This window comes from Stenotrophomonas sp. Ste86, assembly GCF_024519465.1.
Classification (GTDB): Bacteria; Pseudomonadota; Gammaproteobacteria; order Xanthomonadales; family Xanthomonadaceae; genus Stenotrophomonas.
The window spans coordinates 211,455-237,516 of the sequence record NZ_JALJRW010000003.1 but is presented as its reverse complement, the minus strand read 5'-3'; the positions used below and the strand labels follow the sequence as shown (position 1 = coordinate 237,516).

Below are 26,062 nucleotides of genomic sequence, written 5' to 3'. Positions count from 1 at the left end.
AGTGGCTGCCGGACTGGCTGTCGTGGCTGGACACCTTCGCCTGGCCGTGGATGCTGGCTGCGCTGCCGGTACCGGTGCTGATGCACTGGTGGCCGCAGCGCAACGCCAGCGCCGCCGCGTTGCGCGTGCCGTACGCGGCCGCACAGCTGCAAGCGCTCGGTAGCGCTGTCGGTGGCCGCGCGCTGGGCGTTGGCCGGCTGCTGCTGTGGTTGGCGTGGGTGTGTCTGTGCGTGGCAGCGGCACGCCCGCAGCAACTGGGCGAGGCGGTGACTCCGCCGCAACAGGGGCGGCAGATGATGCTCGCCGTGGACGTGTCGGGCAGCATGCAGGAAACCGACATGATGCTCGGCCAACAGGTAGTGGAGCGGTTGACTGCCGCCAAGGCGGTGCTGGCCGACTTCCTGGACCGGCGTGTTGGCGATCGCGTCGGGCTGCTGATTTTCGGTGAGCGCGCCTACACCCTCACCCCGCTGACCAGCGATCTGGCCAGTGTGCGTCAGCAGCTCGGCGACAGCGTGGTCGGCCTGGCCGGACGCGAGACCGCGATCGGCGATGCGATCGCGCTGGCGGTCAAACGCCTGCGCGAGCAACCGCAGGGCCAGCGCGTACTGATCCTGCTGACTGACGGCGTCAGCAATGCCGGCGTACTCGAACCGCTGCGCGCCGCTGAACTGGCCAAGACCGAAGGCGTGCGGGTATACACGGTGGCGTTCGGCGGGGACGGCAGCTACCGGCTGTTCGGCATGCAGGTGGCAGCCGGCGACGACCCGGTGGACGAGGCGACGCTGCAGAAAATCGCCACGCTTACCGGCGGGCGCGCCTTCCGCGCCCGCAACACCGATGAACTGGCCGGCATCTATGCCGAACTGCAGCGGCTGGAGCCGGTGGCCTCGGCGGGCCCTGCGGTGCGGCCGCGGATCGAGCGTTACGCCTGGCCACTGGCGCTGGCGTTGTTGCTGGCCGGGTTGGCCTGGATAGTGCCGAGGCGCTGGGCATGAACATCGATTGGAATGCACTGCATCTGGTCCGCCCGCAGGCCCTGTGGGCGCTGCTGGCCCTGCCGCTGATCGCCCTGGTCTGGTACTGGCGTCGCCGCCGCGGCAGCGCGTGGCACACCGCGGTCGATCCGCATCTGTTGCGCCACTTGCTGGTGGCCGGTGGGCAGCGCGCCTGGGGCGGGCTGGTGCTGTTGTTGGTCGGCTGGACGCTGGCGGTGCTGGCCCTGGCCGGCCCCAGCTGGAGACAGGTGGCGCAGCCGCTGTGGCAGTCGCCGACGCCGCTGGTGGTGGCGCTGGACCTGTCCTCGCGGATCACCGCCACCGACCTGCCGCCGTCACGGTTGCTGCAGGCCCGTGCAAAGCTGGCCGCGTTGCTGCGCGAGCGCCAGGGCGGGGAGGTCGCGTTGCTCGCTTATGCCGATGATGCCTACACCGTGGCGCCGCTGACCGCCGATGCGGCCAACGTGGCGCTGTACCTGGATGCGCTGGGCCCGGATGTGATGCCACGCGATGGCCAGCGTGCCGAGCGCGCGTTGGACGCGGCGGTGCTGTTGCTGCAGCAGTCGGGTGCGCGCAGCGGCGACATCCTGCTGCTCACCGACCGTGCCGACGATGCCGCCACCCGCGCAGCTGCCGCGGCGCATCGGCAGGGCTTCACCGTGTCGGTGTTGGGCCTGGGTACGGCGGCCGGTGCGGCCTTCCGTAGTGGCGATGGACAGATCGCGCAGGCGCGCCTGGAAGAGGCGCCGCTGCGCACGGTCGCCAGCAGCGGCGGCGGACGTTATGCGCGTATCGCCAACGACGACAGCGACCTGAAGGCCCTCGGCGTGCTGACCCCGAAGGTGAGCATGGATGACCGCCAGAAGGGCGACGGGCTGGCCTGGCGCGATGAAGGGTTCTGGCTGTTGCCGCCGCTGATGCTGCTGTCGCTATGGGCGTTCCGGCGCCGCGGCCTGGCGATGGCGCTGGTACTGTGCGCAGCGCTGCCGCTGACCCTGCCCACGCCGGCTTACGCGGCCGACGGCACCCTGTGGCAACGCGCCGACCAGATCGATCAACAGAAGTTGGGCGCGGGCGTGGATGCGTATCGCCGCGGTGACTTCAAAGCCGCACAGCAGCAGTTCGAGGGCATCCACAGCGATGCCGGGTGGTACAACCTCGGCAATGCCCTGGCACGGCAAGGCCAGTACGATGCTGCCATCGCAGCCTACGACAACGCGCTGAAGCAGACCCCCGGCATGCCCGATGCCGTCGCCAACCGCGCTGCGGTGGATGCGGCGCGTAAACGCAAACCACCGCCGACGCCACCGAAGGGTGACCAGGGCAAGCAGCCGCCGAAAACGCCACCGTCGCAAGGGCAAGGGCAAGGGCAAGGGCAAGGGCAAGGGCAGGGGCAACCCGGGCAGGATCAGGGGTCGCCACCGAAGCCGCAGGGTAACCAGGATCCCGGGCAGGCGCCGCCGCCGCCGGGCCAGAATCCGGGCAAGCCGCAGGACGGCGATGCCAAGCAGGATGCGGGTAATCCGGATCCGGCCACGCAGGCCAAGGCTGACGCGGCGCAACGCCAGCAGATGCAGCAGGCATTGCAACGCCAGGGCAAGGACGGCAAGGACACCCCGGCGCGACGCCAAGCCGCCGAAACCCCGCAGCAGCGCGAGCAGCGCCAGGCCGTGGAGGCGTGGATGCGGCGGGTGCCCGACGATCCGGGCAGCCTGCTACGAGCCAAATTCCAGTTGGAAAACGAACGCAGGAAACGGGAAGGACGATGAGCATGGGTTCCACCACGCGGCGATGGATGCAGGCCGGCTGCTGGCTGCTGCTGGGACTGGCCAGCCTGGCGCAGGCGCAGACCCGCGCCTGGCTGGATCGTCAGCAGATCCTCGACACCGAGGCGGTCACGCTCAACATCGAGAGTGATGGCGGCGGTGCGCCGGACTATGCGCCGTTGCGCGCGGACTTCGACCTGAGCGCGCAGACCAGCAGCCGCCAGATGCAGTGGAGCAATGGTGGCACCCGCTCGCGCAATCTCTACGCGGTAGTGCTGTCGCCGCGGCGCAGCGGCACCCTGCAGATTCCCGCGTTGCAGGTGGGCGCCAACCGCACGGCACCGTTGCTGCTGCAGGTGGCGGCGAGCGCCCCCGGCGGCGCCGGCACGCCGGCGGCGATGCCCGGCAATGCCGCGGTCTTCATGGAGACCGAGGTGGATGATGCCACCCCGTACGTACAGCAGAGCGTGGGCGTGGTGGTGCGGCTGTATTACGCCTCGCAGCTTGTCTCCGGCGAGCTCCTGCTGGATACGCCCGACGGTGCGTCGCTGCAGCGCGTGGGTGAAGACCGCAGCCAGGTGCGCGAGGTCAATGGCCGTCGCTACAACATGGTCGAGCGGCGCTTCCTGTTGATCCCCGAACGCAGTGGCCCACTGCAGTTGCCGGCCGCGCAGTTCAACGGCCGCACTGCAGGCGGTTTCTTCGACGACATGTTCGGCGGCGACGGGCGACTGCGCGCCAGCGCGCCGGCACGCACCCTGCAGGTGCGGCCACAGCCGGCCAACGCGCCGCAGCCGTGGCTGCCGCTGCATGACCTCCGCCTGCGCTACACCGCTGCACCCGGCAGCGGGCGTGCGGGCGAGGCGGCCACGGTAGTAGTGGAGGCGACCGCGCAGGGCGCCACCCGCGCCCAGTTCCCCGAGCTGCCGGCCCTGGACGTGGGCACCGATGCGCAGGTATTCGCCGAGCCGGCGCAGTTCGATGAGACCTTCACCGGCAGCACCCCGCAGTTGAAGATGACCCGCCGCTACTCGATCGTGCCGCGCAACGCGGGCAGTCTGCGCGTGCCTGGCCCGCGCATGCCGTGGTGGGATGTGAAAGCGGGCGCGGCGCGCGTGGCGACCCTGCCGGACCTGACCCTGGCGGTGGCCGCCGGTGGACCGGGGGGCGCGGCGCCGCCGGTCCCGCTGGATACCACCTCGGCCCTGCCGGGCGAAGCGCCGGCCTCCAACGCACTGCCGCTGGCCGATGCACCGTCTGCGGCCCGCCCGTGGGGCTGGATCGCAGTGGCCATCACCTTCGCGCTCCTGTGGCTGCTGACCCTGTGGTGGGGCTGGCGGCGGGCCGGGCGGCGCCGGGCAGAACCGCGCGCTGCACCGGTCGCGGTGGCCGGCGTTCCGCTGGCCACCGTGTCGCGCGCCGAACTGCGCCGCGCACTGGAAAGCCAGGGGCTGGACGAGATCATCGCCCTGCTGGCGGCGATGGGCGGGGTGCAGGGCCTGGACGCGCTGCTGGGGCGGCTGGCCGACCCGGCCCAGCGCGAGGCGTTGCTGGCCATGCAGCGGGTGCGGTGGGCCGGTCAGGGGGGCGATGTGGCCGCCGCGCGGCAGGCACTGCGCCGGGCGTTCCATGACGGACCGCACTGGCGGGCCACGGCGGTGGCGGAAAACAATGGGCTGGCGCCTCTATATCCTTCGGGACCTTGATGCGCTGCCGGGCCTGCGGGACCGGCTTTGCTAAGCTGATTCAATTCTTTACAGGAAAGCCGTTAGATGACTGAGGCCGCAAAGACCCGGCAGAAAATGCCTTTGCACTGGAAAATGGGCATCGGCTTCGCGCTGGGCCTTACCCTCGGCCTGATCGTGCACGCCGCCGGCCCGGGCGTGCCTGGCCTGACCGATTTCGCCAAGGGCGTGATGGCCTGGGTGACCACGCCGCTGTCGGGCCTGTTCCTCAACCTGATCTTCATGCTGATCGTGCCGCTGATCTTCTCGGCCCTGATCATGGGCGTGTCGGAGATGGGCGACATCCGCGCGCTCGGCCGCATCGGCTGGAAGACCCTGGCCTACACGGTGCTGCTGTCGGGCATCGCGGTGGGCATCGGCCTGGTGCTGGTCAACGTGCTCAAGCCCGGTGCCGGCATGGACCCGCACGTGGCCGCGCAGATGCTCTCGGAGAACGCAGAGCGCAGCAAGGAAATCGTCGCCGGCATCCATGAGACCCCCAAGGGCATGGACATGCTGCTGTCGATCGTGCCCAGCAACGTGCTGCAGGCCGCATCGGACAACGGCGCCATCCTGTCGCTGATGTTCTTCGCGCTGATGTTCGGCATCGGCATGGTGCTGAGCCCCGAAGAGAAGGTCGCCCCGCTGCGCCGCGCCATCGAAGGCGTATTCGAAGTCTCGATGACCCTGATCAACCTGGTCATCCGCCTGGCCCCGTATGCGGTGGCCTGCTTCATGTTCAACCTGGCCGCGCTGTTCGGCTTTGACCTGATCATCCGCCTGGGGGCGTACGTGGGCGTGGTGGTGCTGGCACTGGGCCTGCACATGGTGGTGACCTACGGTACCGCGGTGTGGCTGTCCGGGCGTTCGCCGCTGTCGTTCTTCCGCGATACCCAGGAAGCGACGGTGATGGCCTTCTCCACCGCCTCCAGCAACGCGACCCTGCCGACCGCGCTGCGCGTGGCTGACCAGATGGGCCTGCCGCAGAAAGTCTCGCGCTTCGTGCTGACCGTTGGTGCCACCGCCAACCAGAACGGCACCGCGCTGTTCGAGGGTGTCACGGTGATCTTCCTGGCGCAGTTCTTCGGCGTGGACCTGAGCATCGGCCAGCAGGTGATGGTGATGGCGGTCTGCATCCTCGGTGGCATCGGCACCGCCGGTGTGCCCTCCGGCTCGCTGCCGGTGGTGGCGATGATCTGCGCCATGGTCGGGGTGAACCCCCTCGGCATCGGTCTGATCCTGGGCGTGAACCACTTCCTGGACATGTGCCGTACTGCACTCAACGTCACCGGCGATCTGGCCTTGACCACGCTGGTGGCCAAAGGCGAAGTGGACGATGGCCCGGTCGCACCGGTCGTGCCGGTGGACGCCGTCGAGCGCCCTTGACCCGCGCCTGAGGGCCCTGGTTACCTCAACTGCCGCCGGCGGTTGTGCTGACGCCCCGCACCTGCGGGGCGTCTTTGTTTACGGACAGTGATGCTCTTCACAAGGCTGTCCGCCCGTCGGTCGCGGCCTGACCCCATCGGTGGTCTGTGGGACAATGGGCCGCCCGCAGCTCCGCGGGAGCCTCCCGACTCCGACAGAACCATGACGCAGCCTACCCGCCGCCAGTTGGCCAACGCCATCCGCTTCCTTGCCGCTGATGCGGTCGAAACCGCCAAGTCCGGGCATCCCGGCATGCCGATGGGCATGGCCGATATCGCCGAGGTCCTCTGGAACGACTATCTCCGTCACAACCCGAAGAATCCGCAGTGGTTCAACCGCGATCGCTTCGTGTTGTCCAACGGCCATGGCTCGATGCTGCAGTACGCGCTGCTGCACCTGAGCGGCTACGACCTGCCGATCGAACAGCTCAAGCAGTTCCGTCAGCTCGGCAGCAAGACCGCCGGCCATCCGGAACACCATGAGACCCCCGGGGTGGAAACCACCACCGGTCCGCTCGGCCAGGGCCTGGCCAACGCGGTCGGCTTCGCGCTGGCGGAAAAGCTGCTGGCACAGCGCTACAACCGCCCCGAGCACGAGATCGTCGATCACCGCACGTGGGTGTTCCTGGGCGATGGCTGCCTGATGGAAGGCATCTCGCATGAAGTGGCGTCGCTGGCCGGCACCTGGGGCCTGGGCAAGCTGGTCTGCTTCTGGGACGACAACCACATCTCCATCGACGGCAACACCGCCGGCTGGTTCACCGACAACACCCCCGAGCGTTTCGAAGCCTATGGCTGGAACGTGGTGCGCGGCGTCGATGGCCACGATCCGGACAGCATCAAGGCTGCCATCGACGGTGCCCTGTCGCAGTTCGACAAGCCGACCCTGATCTGCTGCCGCACCACGATTGGTTTTGGCTCGCCGAACAAGGCCGGCAAGGAATCCAGCCACGGCGCCCCGCTGGGCAAGGACGAACTGGCCGAAACCCGCAAGGCGCTGGACTGGCCGTACGGCCCGTTCGAGATTCCCGAAGAGATCTACGCCGGCTGGCGTGCCGGCGGTACCGGCACCCTGCGCCAGGCCGAGTGGGAACAGCAGTTCGACAAGTACGCCAAGCAGTTCCCGGCCGAGGCTGAAGAACTGACCCGTCGTTCGCACGGTGAGCTGCCGGCCGACTTCATCGCCAAGGCCGACGCCTACATCGCCCAGGTCCAGGCCGACGGCCAGACCATTGCCTCGCGCAAGGCCTCGCAGCTGGCGATCGAAGCGTTCGCCCCGCTGTTGCCGGAACTGATCGGCGGCTCGGCCGATCTGGCCCACTCCAACCTGACCTTGTGGAAGGCCAGCAAGTCGGTGGCCACCGATGACCCCAACGCCAACTATGTGTACTACGGCGTGCGCGAGTTCGGCATGACCGCCATCGCCAATGGCCTGGCGCTGCACGGCGGGTTCATTCCCTTCGACGCCACCTTCCTGGTGTTCAGCGATTACGCCCGCAACGGCGTGCGCATGAGCGCGCTGATTCCTGCGCACGCGATCCACGTCTACACCCACGATTCGATCGGCCTGGGCGAAGACGGCCCGACCCACCAGCCGGTGGAGCACCTGGCCTCGCTGCGCTACATCCCCAACAACGATGTGTGGCGTCCGTGCGATGCGGTCGAGTCGGCGGTCAGCTGGAAGGCCGCGATCACCCGCACCGACGGCCCGAGCTGCCTGGTATTCAGTCGCCAGAACCTGCCGCACCAGCCGCGCAGCACCGAGCAGGTCGCCCAGATCGCGCGCGGTGGTTACGTGCTGGCCGATGCCGAAGGCGGCGTCCCGGACGTGATCCTGATCGGCACCGGTTCGGAAGTGGGCCTGGCCGTGGCCGCCAAGGCCGAGCTGGATGCGGCCGGGATCAAGACCCGCGTGGTGTCCATGCCGTCGACCGACGTGTTCGAGCGCCAGGACGCGGCGTACCGTGAGTCGGTGCTGCCCAACGCCGTGCGCAAGCGCGTGGCCGTGGAAGCCGGCGTCACCGGTTTCTGGCGCCAATACGTGGGCCTGGACGGTGCGGTGGTCGGTATCGACACCTTCGGTGCCTCGGCCCCGGCCGAAGCGCTGTACAAGCACTTCAACATCACCACCGAGCACGTGGTGGCGGCGGCGAAGGCGCTTTGATGCACTGAGTGCCGTTGAAGTGGTTTGAAGCAGAAGGCCGGGGATTTCCCCGGCCTTCTGCGTTTGCGGGTGGAGCAGCCGAGCATGGCTCGGCTCTACCGCCACCGTTCGATGCATCGCCTCCGGGTAGAGCCGAGCCACGCTCAGCTGCTCTACGCGCTGCGCCCCGCGCTCAGGTGACGGCCGTCCGCGCCAACGCCAACCGCACCAACCTGGCTTCGATCCGTTCGCCGAAACTCTTCGGCGCATCCAGTCCCATCCGCTGCAGGTACACCGCATCGCCATCGCCGGCCGGCTGGGTTACCGCCGCCAGCACCGTGCGCAGCTTGGTGCCACGCGTCTGCGTGTTCTGCTTCAGCCAGCCCAGCGCCTTGACCAGATGCTGCTCTACCTCGGTGAAATCGCTGCCCAGCGGATAGTCGGGCAACAGGCCCGATTGGCGGAACGGTGACAGTGCGGCACTGACCGCTGCGGCAGTGTTGCGCCGTTGCCAGTGCTCCGGTGCAGTGAAGGCCGGATCCAGTTTCTTCGCGGCCTTGGCCGTCTGCAGCAACCCGGCCTGGAAGGCGGCATCGGTGATCGCGGTCATGCCGATCACGCAGTCCTCGTCGGTGAGGTTGCGCAGGTCGGCGATGCCGTATTCGTTGATGTAGATGTCGCGCAGGTGGCGCGGGATGGTGGTGTGGCCGTAGTTCCAGCGCACATTGGATTGCACCGTGCCCTTGTCCTCGCGCACCGCACGGAACATCAACGCACTGCGTGCCTCGGGCAGGGCATGGGCCATCGCCACGAAGTTGTACTGGCCGCCCACGCCGGATACCACCCGCCCGTCTTCCAGTGCGTCCGACGCGGCCGCGCCCAAGGCGGTGGCGATCATGCAGGAGTTGAAGAAGCGCGCATGCCGGCGCTGCAGCCGCTCCAGGGTTTCATCGCCGCCGTAGAGCTGGTTGATCTCGCTTATCCGCCGCATGCCGATCGCGCGGCGTTCGTCGTCGGGCAACTCGCGCAACCACTGGTAGAACTCCGGCGAGCCCAGGTAGAACGCGCCATGCAGGTACTCGCCTTCGGCGGCGAGGGTGGCGTGGTCGATGGTCAGGGTGCTGCCGTTTTCGATGCGCTGCATCAGCGCCAGGTCGTCGTGCACCTTGCGCCGGATCACCCCGGTCTGCACCAGCCGGCGGAAGCCCTCGTTGAGCATTTCACTGCAGCCGTACAGGCCGATCTCAAACGGCTCCAGGCCACCGCATTCGAGCACGGTGGGGTGGCTGGACAACGTCGGGTCCAGTGCGTGCAGCACCTGCCGGTAGCGGGCGTTGTCGGTGTGCCGCAGCACCAGCGCGTGGCTGATCGCATCGGCCAGGGTACCGATGCCGATCTGCAGCGTGCCACCGTCGCGCACCAGCGCGCTGGCGTACAGGCCGATGGCGTAGTCGCCGTCGCTGACCGGCTGGCGCGGCAGCCCGAACAGGTCGGGGTAGGGCGGCGGCGGGGTGATCACCAGGTCGAAGAAGGACACATCCACCGTCGCGGTGCCGGCCAGGTAGGGCAGCTGCGGATCGATCTCGGCGATCATCAGCGGACGCGGCAGCCCGCGCGCGACCATCGCATCCAGTGTGTCCTGGGTGATGTCGTTGTTGCACGACAGCGACAGCCGCCGGTCATCCGGGCGCACCGCCACCTTCTGCACGATCGCGTGCGGCGCGCGCTGGGCCACCGCGTCGGCGGCATGGGTGTAGTTGAGGCTGGTGTAGCTGCGTTGGGCCTGCGAGGAATTGAGCAGCGCGCCGGACTGCATGTAGAACTCCTCGACCTGCACATGCGCGGGCAGGCGGTCGCGGACCATTGCATCGGCATAGGCCAGTCGCGGGAAATCCGCGCCGAAATGGCGTTCGGCGAAGGGCGCCATGAAGCGCGCTTCCAGCCCACTGCCGCTGGCCTTGGGCGGGTTCAGCGACAGCGCGGTGTAGATCTGCAGCGGCCGCGAGGGATCGTTCTCCACCCGGGCATACAGGGCGTTGAGCAGGCGGTGCGGTTTGCCCAGCGCCAGCGGCGCGCCGATGCGCAACGGGCCCTCCACGCGCTGCAGCAGCCAGTCGATCGCAGCGTCGAGGTCGGTGAGGTGATCGGTCATCCAGCGGCATCCTGCAGGTATATGCGGGCCATTACAGCATTTCGGGCTTGAACAGACGGCGACGCGAGACTTCCGCGCCGGAGACCATGAACTGGCCCTCGCCCCGGTAGTGCACGGTGCGCGGCAGTTTCGGCACGCGCGCGACGTGGGCCTTGACGACTTCCCAGATGAACAGGCCGTGCCGCTTGATCTGGCTGCGATCGACCAGGCGGCACTCGAAGCTGGCGTGGCACTGGGCCAGCAACGGCGCCGCCACGTTGCTGGCCGCGACGGTGTCCAGGCCGAAGTGGTCGAACTTGTCGATCCTGGCGCCACTGCAGTTGCCGATCCCGACCACCGTATCGAGCATCTCGGCGGTGGGCAGGTTGATGACGCATTCGCCACTGCGGCGGATCAGCTCGAAACTGCGGTTACCGCTGGCGATCATCGTCGCCAGCCGCGAGGGCGTGAACGCCAGGACCATGTGCCAGCCCAGGGTCATGACGTTGCGTTGCCCCTTCCAGGCCGAGGTGACCAGCACGATCGGGCCGGGTTCGAGGAAGCGACGCACGTCCTCCACCGGGTAGTCGAATTTTCGGTAGCGTCGCATCGAAGCCTCCGTGGGGCGTTTCCCGATGCTGGCAGCGGAGGGATGAACCGGTTGTCGAAGGGGTTGACAGTCTTTTCGATTACGTGCGTAATCGGCTCGTCGATTACGGATGTAAATGATGAGCCAGATCAGCGAAGCAGAAGCCGTGGTGATGGATGTGCTGTGGGGCGAGCACCCGTTGGGTGCCGATGAGGTGGTGGCCGCGCTGGCCGGCCGCGGCTGGGCCGAGCCCACCATCAAGACCCTGCTCAACCGGCTGCTCACCAAGGGCGCGATCAGCGCCAGCCGCGATGGGCGCCGCTACCTCTATTCGCCGGTGCTGCAGCGCCAGGCGTGGGTGGCCGAACAAAGCAGCGGTCTGCTCGACAAGCTGTTCGACGGCCGCGTGGCGCCGCTGGTGGCGCACTTCAGCCAGCGTGGGCAACTGAGCCCGCAGGACATTGCCGACCTGAAGGCGCTCATCGAGGGACTGGACCATGACTGAGCTGCTCAACGCGCTGCTGCAGGCCAGCGTATGGCTGGCGATCGCGGTGCTGCTGTTGGCGGGGGTGCGGCCGCTGCTGCTGCAGCTGGGCGGTGCGGCGCTGGTCTATCGCAGTTGGTGGTGCGTGCCGGTACTGCTGTTGACGCTGCACCTGCCGTTGCCGGTGGCGCCGCTGGCCGATGCGCTGCCGGTGCTTGTCGCCGCCGCTGCGTGGACTGCTCCCATTGTCGCCCCGGCAACGCCCACCTGGCCGTGGCTGCTGCTGGTGGCGTGGGCCGTGGGCGCGCTGGGCATGGGGATGGCCAGTTGGCGCGCGCAACGCCGCTTCGAGCGCGCGCTGGGCACGCTGCAGCCGCGCGCGGACGGCAGTTGGCAGGCCAGCGCCGATCCGGGCCTGCCGGCGCTGGTGGGGCTCTGGGCACCGCGCGTCGTGGTCGGCCCGACGTTCGAACAGGACTTCAGCACGGCCGAACAGGCGCTGATCCTGAAGCACGAGCGCAGCCATCGCCGCCACGGCGATCCATGGGCCAATGCCGTGCTGGTGCTGCTGCGCTGCATGTTCTGGTTCCATCCACTGCTGCCGTGGGCAGCGCGCCGCTTCCTGCGCGACCAGGAACTGGCCTGCGATGCACGCACCCTCGATCCACAACCGGCCCAGCGCCGGATCTACGCCAACGCGCTGCTGAAGGCGCAGTTGGTCCACCCGGTTGCGCCGATGGCCTGCCACTGGCGCAGCCAACCGATGTTGAAGGAGCGTATTGCCATGTTGAAGGAACACAAGCGGAAGCCGTTGCCGTGGTTGAGCGGCCAGGTATTGGTGGCGGGCATGAGCCTGGGTCTGGCGGCGGTGGCGTGGGCCAGCCAGGGCGGGACGACTTCCCCCTCGGCCGGTGCCGAGCCGGCTGACGCCGCAGCGCACGATGGCAAGGTTGCCGGTGTCGATGTGCAGGCCAAGGCCCGCAACATGACGCCACCGACGTATCCGCAGAGCGCGTTCGAACAGAACATTTCGGGGAAGGTGATGCTGCGTGTCGAGGTCGATGCCACCGGCAGGACCGGCGAGGTGCGCGTGCTCAGTTCCACGCCGGCCGGCGTGTTCGACGAGGCATCGATCGCCGCGGCCAGGCAATGGACCTTCGAGCCCGCGCTCAAGGACGGCAAGGCGGTGGCAACGGCGTTGAAGATCCCGATGACGTTCGAACTGAACGAGGCGGGCCCAGCGCAGTGAGGCAGGCGCTCACTGCGATGCTGCCGGTGTTGCTGATGGCCGGTTGCGCCGGCCATCAGCAGCTCAGCACGGTGGACACCCGTGCTGAGAATGTGGATCACCAGCGCCTGCGTACCGAGGGCAATGGTGGCTCCGGCCAGGTGCAGCCGTATCGGCTGCAGCCAAGTGAGGGCTACCGCATGCCGCAGTTGTACGCGGCGCAGGACCCGGTGGTCGGGACACGCGATCCACGCCGCGAGCTGGCGCCCACCGTGGTTTGCCTGCAGGTGGTGGTGGATGCCGAAGGCAGGGTAGAGCGCAGCGTGGCCCTGACCGATCGGCCCGAATGCGTGGCGGGCGCTGCGGCAGAGAATGCGCCGCTGCTGCAGGCGGCGCAGGAGGCGGTGGCGCACTGGCTGTTTTCACCGGCGGCGGTGTGTCACTACGCTGCCGGCGTGGTCCCGGGCAAACGCGGCGATTGCGAAGGCGCAGAGCGGATCGAGCCGGTGCCCGTGAGCCTGCTGTATGCCTTCACCTTTGAAATCGTGCACGGGCAGCACACGGTGCGTCGCCAGGGACGCTGACCACCGTGGTGGCGGCCGGTGACCGGCAACCGCATCAACCGATCATCGCCGGGTTGCCGGCCAGCGGCCGGCGCTACGATCGGTGGGGGCCACCCTGCAGGTTCGCCTTCACCGACGGATGCATCAGCGCCGGCTCGGCCAACGTGGCATCGCGCGCCTGCCGGGTGGCGACGAACTCGGCTTCGCTGACGCCGTCATGCAGGTGGATGTTGCGCGCGCGCTGTTCGCCGACCGTGGTTTCGTTGGCGACATCGCGACCGCCCGGGCCGTAGTCGTGACAGATGAACACGCGGGTGCCGTCGGGCAGGGCGAGCAGGCGCTGGATCGAACGGTACAACTGCGCCGCGTCGCCACCGGGGAAGTCGCAGCGGGCGGTGCCGCCATCGGGCATGAACAGCGAGTCGCCGGTGAACAGCGCATCGCCGATGCGGTAGGCGACGCTGTCACTGGTGTGGCCGGGGACGGCGATCACCTCGGCATCGATGTCGCCAAGCGCAAAACGCTCGCCATCGGCGAACAGATGGTCGAACTGTGAGCCATCGGTGGGCACGTCCAGCGCATAGCGTGGCGCGAACGTCTTTTGCACCTGCACGATACCGTCACCCATGGCCAGCGTTGCCTGCGGCCACTGCTGCCTGAGCCAGCGACCGGCACTGACGTGGTCGGCATGGGCGTGGGTTTCCAGCAGCCAGCGCACCTGCAGGCCGCGTTCGCGCACGTGCGCAAGCAGCGGTTGCAAAGGCCCGGCACCGAGCGCGTCGGTATCCGGGTCGTAGTCCAGCACCGGGTCGATCACCGCCGCCTGCAGGGTCGCCGGATCGTGCACCACGTAGCTGAAGGTATGGCTGTCGGGGTGGAAGAAACCGGCGACGTGCAGTGACATGGTGATGGCCTCAGCGTTTGCCCAGGGTGGCGTTGAGCAGCACCGCCAGGCGTTCACCGGCCAGGCGCAGCTCCTGCTCCGCGATCGGGCGATAGGTCGCGGTGTATTCCGCACCCAGCGTACGCTTGGTCGGGTAAACGCCAGGTGCAATGGCGATACGGCAGCTCGCTTCGGCCCACTGCACGGCATCGGTGGCAATGTGGGAGCGCTTGCCCAGCGTTGGCGCGGGCAGGGCCATCAATCGCTGCAGATACTGGTCATCGTCCAGCTTCTGCTCGCTGAGCATGCCGCTGTCCCACAGCGAGTGCAGGTTGGTGCCGCGGTTGTTGAACTGCACCTGGAAGTCGTTGCCGCCCTTGTCGTGGCCGTAACCGGCGTGCATCGGCTGGTGGATGTCGCCGGCGAAATGGACGACGAACTTCAGCGCCTGGGCGCGTTCAGCATCGGACTGGCTGCGATCACCGAGGATGGCGGTCTGTGCCTTTAGCGCTTCGACCACGCAGTTGCCATTCTTACAGTGCTTCTGCATCTGGTAATGGCAGTCATCCTCGCCGATGTTGACGTAATGCCAGCCAGCCGAGCGCTTGCCCAGGCCCGGGTCCTTGGCGCGCAGCTGGTCGGCCCATGGGGCGATGGCGTGCAGCGTGGGGTCCGGCTCGCTGGCGAGCAGGCGGTCGACCTCGGCCTGGGCCTGCGGGGTGAGGCGGGTTTCGGCGATGCGCGCGACCAGCCGATGGCCTTGGGCGCCCCAGGCCAGGGCATCGGTGGAGACGAAGGTGAGGGCCAGCGCGAGGGCGGTGGCAGGGATCAGGGAGGCGATTTTCATCGGCAGCATTCTAGCGGGCCGTCCGCCGGGCGGCTTGCCCGGATCTGGCTGGCGGCGGTGCGGCGGGAGTACGCTGGCGCCGGAGCGACAACGGGAGTGGCGACGGTGCAGAAGGTGCTGGGTCTGATCGGCGGGATGAGCTGGGAGAGTTCGGCGCACTACTACCGGATGATCAACGAACAGGTGCGCGATGCACTGGGCGGGATGCACTCGGCGCGGCTGCTGCTGTGGTCGTTCGACTTCGCCGACATCGAAGCGATGCAGCGCGCCGGGGATTGGGTGGCGGCGACGCGGGCGATGGTGGCGGTGGCACGGCAACTGGAAGGCGCAGGCGCGACGGCGGTGGTGATCTGCACCAATACGATGCATCTGATGGCCGAGGAGGTGCAGGCGGCAATCGGGGTACCGCTGCTGCACATCGCCGATCCGGTGGGCGAGGCGATCCAGTCCTTGGGGCTGGCGCGGGTGGGCCTGCTCGGGACGGCCTTCACGATGGAGCAGGATTTCTACCGGGTACGATTGGCGCAGCGGTATGGGCTGGAGGTGCTGGTGCCGGAGGCGGACGACCGCACACATGTGCATCGAATCATCTACGAGGAGCTGGTGCAGGGCCGCGTGCTGGACGCATCGCGCGTGGTGTACCAGGGCGTGATGCAGCGGCTGGTGGATCGCGGCGCCCAGGCGATCATCCTGGGCTGCACGGAGATCATGCTGCTGGTGGGCGATGACGATGCAGCCGTGCCGTTGTTCGACACCGCCGCGCTGCACGCGCAGGCCGCCGCACAGCACCTGCTCTCCCCCCGGTAGAGCCACCCCATGGGTGGCTGCTCGCAATGCCGGATCGAACAAGCGCCCGACCCACCGACCAAAGACCAAAAATGCCTGGCCTCCACCTGCATACCGCAAGCCGAGCCCCGTCGCGGCCGGTAGGCCCCTGGGCAAAATAAAGGAGGAGGCCGCCCCGCGGCCGGGGGACATTTGCGCCAGGGGCCTACCGGCCGCGACGGGGCCCTCACGCGCGCGAAGACCCGGTCGTAGACGCCATTCTGCAATCCCTGCCACGCGCATAGCGCAGCACACCATCTGCTACAGCCGGTGAAACAGAACGCTGTTTCCATGGGGAGAAGCGCAAAAAAAATCCCCGGCCGAAGCCGGGGAAAAACGCTTGCTGCGAGGGGTGTTGCGCTTGTCAGTTCTGATCCGCCGATCAGAACTTGAACACGTAGGACACGCCGTAGGCCAGCGGGTCGATGTTGACCGTGCCGATCTTTTCGCCGTTGAGCTTCACCTTGCTGTCGATGTCCATCCAGCGCACATCGACGCGCAGCGAGCCCTTGTCGTTGATCGCGAAGTCCAGGCCCGCATGCGCGGCCAGGCCCCAGGAGTCTTCCAGCGTCAGCTTGCTGCCGGCCAGCGCGCCGCCGGTCTTCTCGCTGAAGAACGTGGTGTAGTTGATGCCCGCGCCGACGAACGGAGACACCTTGCCCTTGCTGTTGAAGTGGTACTGCAGCGAGATCACCGGCGGCAGGTGCTTGGTGCTGCCCACGTTGCCCAGACCGGCAATGTTGATGTCGTGCTTGAACGGCAGCGCCGCCAGCAGCTCGATGCCCAGGTTGTCGGCAATGAAGTATTCACCGGTGATGGTCGGCTTGATGTCGTTGTCGACATCGACCTTCAGCGTGCCGCCGGCCAGCGAACCATTATTGGACTTCGGGGCCACCTGGTGCACGCCGGCACCGATCGTCCAGTCGCCCTTGGACTGGGCCATGGCGGGCGCGGCGGCCAGGGCAAGCGCGGCGGCCAGGCTGGACAGCAGGAGGGGGGAGGTCTTGCGCATGACGGTGTCTCGTTGCGGGGTGGAATGGGGCCAGTTTTCCCGTCCCGGCCCCGCTGCGCCTTGATCCGGATCAATCCGCGGATTTTGACCCTGTAACCGGTTCCCATTCGCCATCGGGGCCTTGGCCCCGGTTCGGCCCTGCTAGAATGAACGCCCCTTTCCATCGGCGCCGCACCGTCGCGGCTGCAGGAGCTTGTGAACATGGCAATCAAGGTTGGCATCAACGGTTTCGGTCGCATCGGTCGCAATGTGCTGCGCTCGGCCGTGCTGAATTTCGGCAATGACATCGAAATCGTCGCCATCAACGATCTGCTGGAACCGGACTATCTGGCGTACATGCTGAAGTACGACTCCGTGCATGGCCGCTTCAAGGCCGACGTGGAAGTGTCCGGCAGCGACCTGCTGGTCAACGGCAAGAAAATCCGCCTGACCCAGGAACGCGACCCGGCCAACCTGAAGTGGGACGAAGTCGGCGTGGACGTCGTCATCGAATCCACCGGCCTGTTCCTGACCAAGGACACCGCCCAGAAGCACATCGATGCCGGCGCCAAGAAGGTGATCCTGTCGGCGCCGTCGAAGGACGACACCCCGATGTTCGTGTTCGGTGTGAACGACAAGACCTACGCCGGCCAGGCGATCATCTCCAACGCCTCGTGCACCACCAACTGCCTGGCCCCGCTGGCCAAGGTCATCAACGACAAGTGGGGCATCAAACGCGGCCTGATGACCACCGTGCATGCGGCCACCGCCACCCAGAAGACCGTCGATGGCCCGTCCAACAAGGACTGGCGCGGCGGCCGCGGTATCCTGGAAAACATCATTCCGTCCTCCACCGGTGCAGCCAAGGCCGTCGGCGTGGTGATCCCGGAGCTGAACAAGAAGCTCACCGGCATGAGCTTCCGCGTGCCGACCTCGGACGTGTCGGTGGTCGACCTGACCGTCGAACTGGAAAAGGAAGCCACCTACGCCGAGATCTGCGCCGAAGTGAAGGCACAGAGCGAAGGCGCGCTGAAGGGCATCCTGGGCTACACCGAAGACAAGGTCGTGGCCACCGACTTCCGCGGCGAGACCCACACCTCGGTGTTCGATGCCGACGCCGGCATCGCCCTGGACAGCACCTTCGTCAAGCTGGTGTCCTGGTACGACAACGAGTGGGGCTACTCCAACAAGTGCCTGGAAATGGCCAAGGTCGTCGCCGCCAAGTAAGCGCGGCGCAGCCTCGGTGATTCCTGCGAACCCCGGCCCTGTGCCGGGGTTCGTCGTTTGTGGCTCGGCACAGGGGCGGGCAGGGGGGCGGGCAAGGGGGGGCCCGCAGTTGCCGCCGATCCATTAGCATGGCCGCGTGCCACCGGCATGGCGTCGGCAGGATGCCGCCGGGGCTCCCCTTTGAGGATGGCGTGGAATGGAAGCTCTGATTGTCCTGCTGGCGGTAGTGGTACTGCTGATCCCGGTGTTGCTGGTGGTGGCGTTGGTGATGATCGCCGGCCTGCGTCGGCGCGTGTCCGCGCTGGAGAGCCAGCAGTTCCCTGCCAGCGCGCGACCGTCGGCCGAGGTGCCGATCAGCACGCCGCTGAGCTGGGCTGAGACCGCCTACCGTGCGCCGACGCCGGCCGCTGCCGAACCGCCTCCCGAACCGGCGGTGGTTGCCGCGCCGTTGGCCGCCACCCCGGAGCCGCCGCGCCGTCCACCGCCACTGCCGTCGTCGGCTCCTGCACCGGTGGCGGCCAACGCGCCATTCCCGCCCGCACCGCCGCAGGGCCCGGGCATCGGCGAGCGGATCATCGGCACGATCAAGCAGTGGTTCACCGAGGGCAACGTACCGGTCAAGATCGGCATGCTGGTGCTGCTGGCCGGTGTCGCTGCGCTGCTCAAGTACGCCAGCGACCAGGGCTGGTTGAACGCACCGATCGAACTGCGCCTGGCCGCGATTGCCGCGGCGGCGCTGGGCGGGCTGGTGTTCGGCTGGATCCAGCGCGATCGCCGGCGCCTGTTTGCGCTGGCCCTGCAGGGCGGCACCATCGGCGTGCTGCTGCTGACCTTGTTCGCCGCGTTCAAGCGCTATGACCTGATCGATGCATTGCCGGCATTTGCGATGAGCGTGCTGCTGATCGCCGGCATGGGCGTGCTGGCGGTCGTGCAGAATTCGCGCACGCTGGCCGTGCTGGGCATCCTGGCCGGGTTCATGGCGCCGATCTGGCTGTCCACCGGCAGCGGCAACCACGTGGCGCTGTTCGCCTACTACGCCGTGCTGAACGCAGCCATCCTGGCCATTGCCTGGTGGCGTCCGTGGCGGGTGCTCAACCTGCTCGGGTTCGCCTTTACCTTCGGCATCGGTACGGCCTGGGGCGTGTTGCAGTACAACGCCGACAAGTTCAGCAGCACCGAGCCGTTCCTGCTGCTGTTCTTCGTCTTCTACCTGCTCATCCCGATCCTCTATGCGCGCCGCCAGCCGGCGGAGAAGCGCGATCTGGTCGACGGCAGCCTGGTGTTCGGCACGCCGCTGGTCGCCTTCTCGCTGCAGGCCGGCATGCTGCACGACGACCGCCTGCTGCTGGCGTTGTGTGCGCTGGCGCTGGCCGCGTTGTATGCAGTGCTGGGCTGGGCGCTGATCCGGCGCGCGCGCTATGCCGTGCTGGGCCAGTCGCACGCGGTGCTGGCGGTGGGGTTTGCCACCCTGGCGGTGCCGCTGGCACTGTCCGCCCGCGCCACCGCCAGTGTGTTCGCGCTGGAAGGCGCCGGGCTGGTCTGGCTGGGCCTGCGCCAGAAGCGCTGGCTGCCGCAGATCGCCGGTGCGCTGTTGCAGCTGGGCGCGGCGTTCGGCTTTGTGGTCGGGGCCGATTACTGGCACCAGGACGCCACCGCGATCGCCAATGCGACCTTCATGAGCGGCGTGCTGCTGGCCCTGGCCGGCTTCGCGTCCGCCCATAGCTATCGACGCGCGCAGCAGGATGCGCCGGCGATCGTCTATTACCTGTGGGGCCTGCTGTGGTGGCTGGGCGGGGTGGCACATGAGATCGGCCGCTTCGTCGCGCGCGACAGCCGCCCCGATGCGCTGCTGATCGCGGTGGCGTTCACTGCCTGGGCCGCCGCCGAAGTGCACCGCCGTGCACCGGCCCGCGCGCTGGCGCTGACCACGCTGGCGATGCTGCTGAGCGCGTTCCCGTTGGCGTTGTGGCAGGCCGATGTGCATCAGCAGCCGTTCGCCGGCTATGGCGCAGTGGCCTGGGCGGTATTTGCAGTGTTGGGCGTGCGCAGCCTGTGGTGCCTGCGCGGCGGACAGGACCGCGCGGCACTGGCGGCGCAGTTCAGCTGGTGGCTGCTGTGGCCCACGGTGGTCACCCTGGCCTGCACGTGGCTGGCCGACCACTTCGTGCTGGCGCAGGGCTGGTCGATCGCGCTGGGGGTGCTGCCGTGGCTGCTGGTCACCGCTACCGCGCTGCTGCGCTGGTCGTGGCTGGCCGTGCCGCTGGGCGCGCGCTTCAATGTGCTGCACACGGCGCTGACCTCCACGTTGTTCGTGGTACTTGGGGTCACCTGGCTGGGCCTGCTGATGCTGCCGGCCGGATCGGCACCGCTGCCGTGGCTGCCGCTGCTCAATCCAATGGAACTGGTGCAGTTGGCCGTGCTGGCGCTGGCGGCGCGCTGGTTGTGGTCGGCGCAGGCGCCGGACGGGCCGCGTGGCATGCGCGTGCCGTTGCTGGCCATCGCCGGCTTCATCCTGCTTACCAGTACCACGCTGCATACCGTGCACCACTGGGGCGGCGTGGCCTGGAACGACGCGCTGTGGTCCTCGACCCTGGCCCAGACCAGCCTGACCGTGGTCTGGAGCGTGCTCGGCGTGATCAGCTGGGTGTGGGGCTCGCGTCGCGGCCAGCGCACGTTGTGGCTGGTCGGCGCGGTGCTGATGGGCGTGGTGCTGGCCAAGCTGGTGCTGATCGACCGCCAGCACCTGGGTAACCTGCTGGGTATTTCCTCCTTCATCGCCTACGGCCTGCTGTGCACGGTCGTGGGTTACCTCGCGCCGGCGCCGCCGCGCGCCCCGGAACCCGCCGTGGAGCCACACCCGTGAACCGAATGCGCACCCTGATCGCGGCACTGTCGCTCGCCGCCCTGCCGTCCCTGGCACTGGCCGCCGATGCGCGCCAGGACTATCGCCAGCAATGGCCGTTGCAGCTGTCGCAGCCGCAGGCCGGTGCCTACCGGGTGCTGCTGGACGAAGCGGTCTACCGCAGCGCGGTGTCGGCCCAGTTGGCCGACGTGCAGGTGTTCAATGCGCAGGGCCAGGCGCTGCCGACGACCCTGCTGGCGGCCGACCAGCCGCTGGCACGCGAGGCGCAATGGCAGGCGTTGACGTGGTTCCCGTTGCCGGCGCTGGCCGGCGCGGCCGCCGATGACCTGCAGCTGCTGACAGAGCGCAACACCGACGGCAGCGTGCGCCGGGTGGAAGCGCGACTGGGGCGCAGCGGCGCGGCCAGCACGCAGGCCGCCGGTTGGCTGGTCGATGCCAGTGCGCTGCACGTGGGCGTGCAGGCGCTGCGGCTGGATTGGCAGACGCAGACAGCGTTGCAGGCGCGGGTGTGGGTGGAAGCCAGCGACGACCTGCGGCAGTGGCAGCGCATCACCGACGATGTGCCGCTGGTGGACCTGCAGCACGATGGGCAGCGCCTGCAGCAGCGGCGCATTGAAATCGGGCACCAGGCGAAGTACTTCCGGATTCTGCCGATGGACGCCGACGCGCTGCCGGCGTTGTCGGCGGTGCAGGCCGAGCTGGTGCCGGCGGCGCAGTCGATCGACTGGCGCTGGCAGTCGCTGACGGGCACAGCGGGCAAACCGGGTGAGTTCGAGTACCGCCTGGAGGGGCGCTTTCCGATTGCGCAGGTGGACATCGCCACGGCCGACAACAGCGTGGTGCAGTGGACGTTGCTGAGTCGCGATGATGCGAACCAGCCGTGGCAGGTGCGCGCCGGTCCGTGGGTGGCCTATCAGGTGCAGGATGCGGCGCAGCGGCGTCGGTCGCAGACGCAGTCGTTGCCGGTGCCCAGTCGTGATCGTTACTGGAAGCTGGTGGCGGGGCAGGCGCAGCCGAGCGCGGCGCCGACGTTGAAGCTGGGCTATCAGCCCGAAGCGCTGGTGTTCCTGAGCCAGGGCGAGGGGCCCTACAGCGTGGCGGCGGGCAGTGTGCGTATGGCGCGCAGCGATGCGCCGGTGGGGACGGTGATCGCGCAGTTGCGGGAGCAGCAGGGGGCGCAGTGGCAACCGGCGCTGGCCACGTTGCAGGGCCCGGCGCAGGTGCTGGCCGGCGATGCGGCGGTGGCGCCGCAGCGCGACTGGAAGCGTTGGCTGCTGTGGGGGTTGCTGGTGCTGGGCGTGCTGGTGGTGGGTGGGTTTGCGGTGAGCGTGCTGCGGCAGAAGCCAGGCGGTGCTGCGGAGTGATGGATTGGCTGGTTTCTGCGGGAAGAACTGCCTTGCGAGAAACTGCTTTCGGAGCAGCGGGTTGCAGCGGCGCCTTTGGTAGCAGCGCCTTGATGTTCTTGGCCTGAGGTGGGTCGCGTTGGCGGTGGGGGGAAGAGCTGCCGGGCAGCGCCCGGCACGACCGGTGGGTTTTTCCATGCGCACCGACCCACTGTCGAGTGTGGGGGCCTGTAGGTTCACGGGACCCTGAGCCGCATGGATGCGGCGACGGAGCTTACATGGACGTACTTGCAGCGTGTCCCGTGAACCTACAGGCCCCCGCACAGCGCAGGAGCATCGGCCGCAGGGCTTTGGCTTTGGCTCCTGCTCCTGCCTTCGCTTCTGCCCGAAAATTTGCGATGCGCCCGCGCAGCCGGGACAATGGGCGTCTGCGCCGTGCGCGGCGCCCTTTCCTTTTTCAGCCAAAGAGTTGCCCATGTCCATCGTTCGCATGACCGACCTCGATCTCTCCGGCAAGCGCGTGCTGATCCGCCAGGACCTCAACGTGCCGATCGAGAATGGCAACATCACCTCCGAGCAGCGCATCACCGCATCGTTGCCGACGTTGAAGATGGCGCTGGAGAAGGGCGCGGCGGTCATGGTCATGTCGCACCTGGGACGGCCGAAGGAAGGCGTGTGGAGCGACGCGGATTCGCTGGCGCCGGTGGCGCTGCGGCTCTCGCATCTGCTCGGTGTGAACGTACCGCTGGTGCGCGACTGGGTCGACGGTGTCGAGGTCGCGCCCGGCGAGATCGTGCTGCTGGAAAATTGCCGCATGAACGTCGGCGAAGCCAAGGACGATGAAGCGCTGGCGAAGAAGTATGCGGCGCTGTGCGACGTGTTCGTCATGGATGCCTTCGGCACCGCGCACCGTGCGCAGGCCTCCACCCACGGCGTGATCCGCTTCGCCCCCGTCGCCGCTGGCGGTCCGCTGCTGATGGCCGAGCTGGACGCGCTGGCCAAGGCCCTGCACGCCCCGGCAACGCCGCTGCTGGCGATCGTGGCCGGCAGCAAGGTCAGCACCAAGCTTGAGCTGCTCTCCAGCCTGGTCGGCAAGGTCGACCAGCTGATCGTCGGCGGCGGCATCGCCAACACCTTCATCGCCGCGGCCGGTTACCCGGTCGGCAAGTCGCTGTACGAGCCGGACCTGCTGGACACGGCGAAGCAGATCGTCGCCGACGCCAAGGCGCGCGGCGCCGAGATCCCGCTGCCGACCGACGTGGTGGTGGCCAAGCAGTTCCTTCCCGATGCCGAAGCCACGGTGAAGGCGCTGGCCGATGTGGCCGAGGACGACCTGATCCTGGACATCGGCCCGGACACCGCCCGGCACTACGCCGGGTTGATCGCCAAGGCCGGCACCGTGGTCTGGAACGGCCCGGTCGGCGTGTTCGAGTTCGAGGCCTTCAGCCACGGCACCCAGGCGCTGGCGCAGGCGATTGCCGCCTCGTCGGCGTTCTCCATCGCCGGCGGCGGGGACACCCTGGCGGCGGTGGACAAGTACGACATCGCCGATCAGATCAGCTACATCTCCACCGGCGGCGGCGCGTTCCTGGAGTTCCTGGAAGGCAAGACCCTGCCGGCCGTGGCCGCGCTCGACGCACGGGGCGCGTGATGGCGACCGTGGGGCGTCACGCCGATGCCGGGCGGGATGTCCTGTTCTTCGATCTGGATGGCACGCTGATCGACTCGGCGGTCGGCATCACCCAGTGCGTGGCGCATGCGCTCACGCAGATGGGCAAGCCGGTGCCGCCGCAGGAAGAACTGCGGCGCTGGATCGGCCCGTCGCTGCGCACCAGTTTCGCGCCGCTGTTCGCCGATCCGGCCGATGTCGAGCAGGCGGTGACGTATTACCGCGAGCGTTTCGACGTGGTCGGCTGGCGCGAACACGAGGTCTACCCGCGCATCGGCCAGGTGGTGCAGGCATTGCATGACCGCGGCCATCGGCTGGCGATCGTCACCGCCAAGAACGAGCCGCATGCGCGGCGCATCGTCGAGCACCTGCCGTTTGGCAGCTGCTTCGAGGATGTGATCGGGGCGACCATCGACGGCAGCCGCAGCGAGAAGCCGCAGCTGGTGGCCGAGGCGCTCCAGCGGCTGTCGCTGGTCCCGCAGCAGTGCTGGATGATCGGCGACCGGCGCATGGATATCGCCGGTGCGCGCCATCACAACATGCGCAATATCGGCGTGTTGTGGGGTTTTGGCGGGGCCCAAGAGCTGCAGGAAGCCGGCGCGCAGCATCTGGCCAACGCGCCGGATGACCTGCTGACCGTGCTCGCCTGACCGCTGCGGCGGCGTCCCGTACGCCGCCGCATGTCCTGCGCAAAGCCAATCGTGTCGGGGCTTGTCGCCATTCGCGCGTCAGCCGATGTCCGTGCGGCGGTCCGACGCTGTCTGCGGGACATCGGACAAACCCAGACACCGCAAGGCTGTAAACGTATTCATGGGACGTGAAGGGTGTGCTAATTTCGATCCTTTCCCGGGAGCCCATTTACCATGATTGAGCGTCAGCGCCGTACCAAGATCCTTGCCACCCTCGGACCGGCAACCGACCCGCCGGGCGTGCTGGAGGATCTCTTCCGCGCCGGCGTGAACGTGGTTCGCCTCAACTTCAGCCACGGCGATCCGTCCGGTCAGGCCAAGCGTGCCGCCGACGTGCGCGCCGCCGCGCAGCGGGTGGGCGTGGAAGTGGGCATCCTGGCCGATCTGCCGGGCCCGAAGATCCGTATCGAGCGCTTCGCCGAAGGCAAGATCCACCTCAAGGCGGGCGACCGCTTCGACCTGGTGGCCTCGGCCACGCCGCCCCCGGGTGACACCACCCAGGTGGGCGTGAGCTACCTCGGCCTGCCGCAGGACGTGGCCGCCGGTGACGTGCTGCTGCTCGACGATGGCCTGATGCAGCTGCAGGTGCTCGAAGTGCAGGGTGAGCGCATCATCAACACCGTGCTCAACGACGGCGTGCTGTCCGACCGCAAGGGCCTGAACAAGCAGGGCGGTGGGCTGTCGCTGGGCGCGCTGACCGAGCGCGACAAGGAACTGATTGGCATCGTGGCCAAGATCGGCGTGGACTTCATCGCCGTCTCGTTCTGCCGCAATGCGCAGGATATGAACGATGCGCGCGAGATCGCCGAATCGCACGGCTGCTATGCCGCGCTGGTCTCCAAGATCGAGCGCACCGAGGCGATCGAGAACCTGGAAGAGATCATCGACGCCAGCGACGTGGTCATGGTCGCGCGTGGTGACCTGGGCGTGGAAATCGGCGATGCCGAGCTGCCGGGCCTGCAGAAGAAGATCATCAAGGCCTCGCTGGCGCAGAACAAGGTGGTGATCACCGCTACTCAGATGCTGCAGTCGATGGTCGAAAGCCCGATCCCGACCCGCGCCGAAGTGCTGGACGTGGCCAACTCGGTCATCGACGGCACCGATGCGGTGATGCTGTCGGCTGAAACCGCCGCCGGTGCCTACCCGGTCAAGGCCGTCGAAGCGATGGCACGTATCTGCCTCGGTGCCGAGCGTCAGTTCCAGACCGAGACCGACTTCGGTGCCTCGCCGCGTGGGCTGGAGCGTGCCGACCAGGCCATCGCCATGGCCACCATGTTCCTGTCCCAGCACGTGGGCGTGCGCGCGATCGTGGCAATGACCGAATCCGGTGGCACCGCGCGCTACCTGTCGCGTTTCCGTGCCTCGGCACCGGTGTTCGCGGTGACCCGCCATGACGGCGCGCGCCGCCAGATGGCGCTGATGCGCGATGTGTTCCCGATCAACTTCGACAGCCGCGGCTTCACCCCGCGCGAAGCGGCCCGCGGCAGCATCCGCCTGCTGGTGGAAGCCAACCAGCTGCAGGCCGGCGACCGCGTGGTGTTCACCAGCGGTGAGCACATGGAAACCCACGGCGCCACCAACACCCTGCGCCTGCTGGAAGTGGGCGAAGACGGTCGCGCCAGCGGTCTGGGCGACCTGTAAGGGGAGGCCGGGCGACGCCCGGCAGTGCAGCACA

At 68.1% G+C, this 26,062-nt stretch carries 20 protein-coding genes; 15 read left to right on the top strand and 5 right to left on the bottom strand.

From position 1 onward, the window contains the following. Positions 1–50 precede the first annotated feature (50 nt). The 5 genes from NR101_RS04895 (at position 51) to tkt (ending at position 8,076) form a co-directional block, all read left to right on the top strand. Positions 51–998 (top strand): VWA domain-containing protein, encoded by a 948-nt coding sequence (locus NR101_RS04895; protein ID WP_256776078.1) that lies wholly within the window; start codon positions 51–53, stop codon positions 996–998. Beyond that, positions 995–2,767 carry a VWA domain-containing protein gene (locus tag NR101_RS04890; RefSeq protein ID WP_256776061.1) on the top strand — a complete coding sequence of 591 codons (1,773 nt, stop codon included), beginning with the start codon at positions 995–997 and terminating at the stop codon, positions 2,765–2,767. The genes NR101_RS04895 and NR101_RS04890 overlap by 4 nt, the downstream gene beginning before the upstream one ends. Continuing rightward, entirely contained in the window at positions 2,764–4,470 is a 1,707-nt protein-coding gene (locus tag NR101_RS04885; RefSeq protein ID WP_256776062.1) for a BatD family protein, read from the top strand. The genes NR101_RS04890 and NR101_RS04885 overlap by 4 nt, the downstream gene beginning before the upstream one ends. 66 nt (positions 4,471–4,536) lie before the next feature. Continuing rightward, complete coding sequence (locus NR101_RS04880) at positions 4,537–5,874, top strand: dicarboxylate/amino acid:cation symporter (RefSeq protein ID WP_256776063.1); 1,338 nt, start codon at positions 4,537–4,539, stop codon at positions 5,872–5,874. Positions 5,875–6,075: 201 nt separating this feature from the next. Continuing rightward, positions 6,076–8,076: a transketolase gene (tkt, locus tag NR101_RS04875; protein ID WP_256776064.1), complete on the top strand. Its 2,001-nt coding sequence runs from the start codon at positions 6,076–6,078 to the stop codon at positions 8,074–8,076. 172 nt (positions 8,077–8,248) lie between these two features. On the opposite strand, the gene NR101_RS04870 is transcribed toward tkt, so the two are convergent. Both NR101_RS04870 and NR101_RS04865 read right to left on the bottom strand, forming a co-directional pair. Beyond that, positions 8,249–10,207 (bottom strand): acetyl-CoA hydrolase/transferase C-terminal domain-containing protein, encoded by a 1,959-nt coding sequence (locus NR101_RS04870; protein ID WP_256776065.1) that lies wholly within the window; start codon positions 10,205–10,207, stop codon positions 8,249–8,251. Positions 10,208–10,238: 31 nt separating this feature from the next. Continuing rightward, positions 10,239–10,796 (bottom strand): flavin reductase family protein, encoded by a 558-nt coding sequence (locus NR101_RS04865; RefSeq protein ID WP_256776066.1) that lies wholly within the window; start codon positions 10,794–10,796, stop codon positions 10,239–10,241. Between the two features lie 118 nt (positions 10,797–10,914). Here NR101_RS04865 and NR101_RS04860 point away from each other — a divergent pair, with 118 nt between their 5' ends. The 3 genes from NR101_RS04860 to NR101_RS04850 are packed head-to-tail and all read left to right on the top strand — an operon-like array spanning position 10,915 to position 13,071. Then, positions 10,915–11,280 (top strand): BlaI/MecI/CopY family transcriptional regulator, encoded by a 366-nt coding sequence (locus NR101_RS04860; protein WP_256776067.1) that lies wholly within the window; start codon positions 10,915–10,917, stop codon positions 11,278–11,280. Further along, on the top strand, positions 11,273–12,508 hold the full coding sequence (locus tag NR101_RS04855) for a TonB family protein (RefSeq protein WP_256776068.1): 1,236 nt from the start codon (positions 11,273–11,275) through the stop codon (positions 12,506–12,508). Before NR101_RS04860 ends, NR101_RS04855 begins: the two co-directional genes overlap by 8 nt. A 17-nt stretch (positions 12,509–12,525) precedes the next feature. Next, positions 12,526–13,071 carry a hypothetical protein gene (locus NR101_RS04850; protein WP_256776069.1) on the top strand — a complete coding sequence of 182 codons (546 nt, stop codon included), beginning with the start codon at positions 12,526–12,528 and terminating at the stop codon, positions 13,069–13,071. 73 nt (positions 13,072–13,144) lie between these two features. Here the strand turns inward: NR101_RS04850 and NR101_RS04845 are convergent, their stop codons facing one another. Both NR101_RS04845 and NR101_RS04840 read right to left on the bottom strand, forming a co-directional pair. Then, positions 13,145–13,954, bottom strand: a complete 810-nt coding sequence (locus NR101_RS04845) for an MBL fold metallo-hydrolase (protein ID WP_256776070.1) — start codon at positions 13,952–13,954, stop codon at positions 13,145–13,147. Between the two features lie 10 nt (positions 13,955–13,964). Next, entirely contained in the window at positions 13,965–14,780 is an 816-nt protein-coding gene (locus NR101_RS04840; protein WP_256776071.1) for a S1/P1 nuclease, read from the bottom strand. 105 nt (positions 14,781–14,885) lie between these two features. On the opposite strand from NR101_RS04840, the gene NR101_RS04835 reads away from it, so the two are divergent. Next, complete coding sequence (locus NR101_RS04835; RefSeq protein WP_256776072.1) at positions 14,886–15,587, top strand: aspartate/glutamate racemase family protein; 702 nt, start codon at positions 14,886–14,888, stop codon at positions 15,585–15,587. A gap of 400 nt (positions 15,588–15,987) precedes the next feature. Here the strand turns inward: NR101_RS04835 and NR101_RS04830 are convergent, their stop codons facing one another. Further along, the gene (locus tag NR101_RS04830; RefSeq protein WP_256777451.1) at positions 15,988–16,617 is read right to left on the bottom strand and encodes an OmpW family outer membrane protein; all 630 of its coding nucleotides are present in this window, start codon (positions 16,615–16,617) and stop codon (positions 15,988–15,990) included. A 201-nt stretch (positions 16,618–16,818) separates the two neighbouring features. Between NR101_RS04830 and gap the strand changes: the two genes are divergently transcribed. The 6 genes from gap to pyk all read left to right on the top strand — a co-directional run bounded on the left by gap (position 16,819) and on the right by pyk (position 26,028). Further along, a complete protein-coding gene (gene gap / locus NR101_RS04825; RefSeq protein WP_256777450.1) occupies positions 16,819–17,823 on the top strand; it encodes a type I glyceraldehyde-3-phosphate dehydrogenase in 1,005 nt (334 codons plus the stop codon). Between the two features lie 196 nt (positions 17,824–18,019). Continuing rightward, positions 18,020–20,686 (top strand): DUF2339 domain-containing protein, encoded by a 2,667-nt coding sequence (locus NR101_RS04820; RefSeq protein ID WP_256777449.1) that lies wholly within the window; start codon positions 18,020–18,022, stop codon positions 20,684–20,686. A 5-nt stretch (positions 20,687–20,691) separates the two neighbouring features. Next, the gene (locus tag NR101_RS04815) at positions 20,692–22,050 is read left to right on the top strand and encodes a DUF3999 domain-containing protein (RefSeq protein ID WP_256777453.1); all 1,359 of its coding nucleotides are present in this window, start codon (positions 20,692–20,694) and stop codon (positions 22,048–22,050) included. A 454-nt stretch (positions 22,051–22,504) separates the two neighbouring features. Continuing rightward, positions 22,505–23,680: a phosphoglycerate kinase gene (locus NR101_RS04810; protein ID WP_256777448.1), complete on the top strand. Its 1,176-nt coding sequence runs from the start codon at positions 22,505–22,507 to the stop codon at positions 23,678–23,680. Further along, positions 23,680–24,348 (top strand): HAD hydrolase-like protein, encoded by a 669-nt coding sequence (locus tag NR101_RS04805; protein WP_256777447.1) that lies wholly within the window; start codon positions 23,680–23,682, stop codon positions 24,346–24,348. Before NR101_RS04810 ends, NR101_RS04805 begins: the two co-directional genes overlap by 1 nt. A gap of 213 nt (positions 24,349–24,561) precedes the next feature. Next, positions 24,562–26,028, top strand: coding sequence for a pyruvate kinase (pyk, locus tag NR101_RS04800; protein ID WP_256777446.1), 1,467 nt, complete (start codon positions 24,562–24,564; stop codon positions 26,026–26,028). The last annotated feature ends 34 nt before the right edge of the window (positions 26,029–26,062 follow it).

Excerpts from the sequence above, each read along its gene's own strand:
- NR101_RS04890 (WP_256776061.1), top strand. The coding sequence starts at position 995 with ATGAACATCGATTGGAATGCACTGCATCTGGTCCGCCCGCAGGCCCTG.
- NR101_RS04880 (WP_256776063.1), top strand. The coding sequence starts at position 4,537 with ATGACTGAGGCCGCAAAGACCCGGCAGAAAATGCCTTTGCACTGGAAA.
- NR101_RS04885 (WP_256776062.1), top strand. The coding sequence starts at position 2,764 with ATGAGCATGGGTTCCACCACGCGGCGATGGATGCAGGCCGGCTGCTGG.
- tkt (WP_256776064.1), top strand. The coding sequence starts at position 6,076 with ATGACGCAGCCTACCCGCCGCCAGTTGGCCAACGCCATCCGCTTCCTT.
- NR101_RS04830 (WP_256777451.1), bottom strand. The coding sequence starts at position 16,617 with ATGCGCAAGACCTCCCCCCTCCTGCTGTCCAGCCTGGCCGCCGCGCTT.
- pyk (WP_256777446.1), top strand. The coding sequence starts at position 24,562 with ATGATTGAGCGTCAGCGCCGTACCAAGATCCTTGCCACCCTCGGACCG.
- NR101_RS04895 (WP_256776078.1), top strand. The coding sequence starts at position 51 with ATGCTGGCTGCGCTGCCGGTACCGGTGCTGATGCACTGGTGGCCGCAG.
- NR101_RS04845 (WP_256776070.1), bottom strand. The coding sequence starts at position 13,954 with ATGTCACTGCACGTCGCCGGTTTCTTCCACCCCGACAGCCATACCTTC.
- NR101_RS04820 (WP_256777449.1), top strand. The coding sequence starts at position 18,020 with ATGGAAGCTCTGATTGTCCTGCTGGCGGTAGTGGTACTGCTGATCCCG.
- NR101_RS04870 (WP_256776065.1), bottom strand. The coding sequence starts at position 10,207 with ATGACCGATCACCTCACCGACCTCGACGCTGCGATCGACTGGCTGCTG.
- NR101_RS04840 (WP_256776071.1), bottom strand. The coding sequence starts at position 14,780 with ATGAAAATCGCCTCCCTGATCCCTGCCACCGCCCTCGCGCTGGCCCTC.
- NR101_RS04815 (WP_256777453.1), top strand. The coding sequence starts at position 20,692 with ATGCGCACCCTGATCGCGGCACTGTCGCTCGCCGCCCTGCCGTCCCTG.
- NR101_RS04805 (WP_256777447.1), top strand. The coding sequence starts at position 23,680 with ATGGCGACCGTGGGGCGTCACGCCGATGCCGGGCGGGATGTCCTGTTC.
- NR101_RS04860 (WP_256776067.1), top strand. The coding sequence starts at position 10,915 with ATGAGCCAGATCAGCGAAGCAGAAGCCGTGGTGATGGATGTGCTGTGG.
- NR101_RS04855 (WP_256776068.1), top strand. The coding sequence starts at position 11,273 with ATGACTGAGCTGCTCAACGCGCTGCTGCAGGCCAGCGTATGGCTGGCG.
- NR101_RS04850 (WP_256776069.1), top strand. The coding sequence starts at position 12,526 with ATGCTGCCGGTGTTGCTGATGGCCGGTTGCGCCGGCCATCAGCAGCTC.
- gap (WP_256777450.1), top strand. The coding sequence starts at position 16,819 with ATGGCAATCAAGGTTGGCATCAACGGTTTCGGTCGCATCGGTCGCAAT.
- NR101_RS04810 (WP_256777448.1), top strand. The coding sequence starts at position 22,505 with ATGTCCATCGTTCGCATGACCGACCTCGATCTCTCCGGCAAGCGCGTG.
- NR101_RS04865 (WP_256776066.1), bottom strand. The coding sequence starts at position 10,796 with ATGCGACGCTACCGAAAATTCGACTACCCGGTGGAGGACGTGCGTCGC.